The organism is Alkalihalophilus lindianensis, assembly GCF_032843265.1.
Classification (GTDB): Bacteria; Bacillota; Bacilli; order Bacillales; family Bacillaceae_D; genus Alkalihalophilus; species Alkalihalophilus lindianensis.
Window position 1 is genome coordinate 1 of the sequence record NZ_JAWJBA010000833.1, and the last position, 246, is coordinate 246.

The window sequence follows — 246 nt, forward strand, 5'->3', positions numbered from 1 at the left end:
CGGCGACCGAGATCGACGGCGTGAGGCCCAGCCAGTGGGTTCCCTTCGATCAAGCCATGCCGGGCGATGCGCGGGTGGATCGGCTGCTGGCCTGGCTGGACCTGCCGCTTGAGCGGCGTCCGCGCTTCGAGACGCTGTATTTCGACATCGTGGACACCGCCGGCCACCGCTACGCCCCGCACGCGCAGGAGACGCGCGAGGCCACGGCATCGGTGGACGCCTCCATCGGGCGCCTGGTGGACGGGT

At 71.1% G+C, this 246-nt stretch carries 1 protein-coding gene; it reads left to right on the forward strand.

Translation table 11 applies throughout. The features are described from left to right. Window positions 1-246, forward strand: a 246-nt coding sequence (locus tag RYX56_RS24495; protein WP_317124406.1) for an alkaline phosphatase family protein, incomplete at both ends; no start/stop codon positions are given.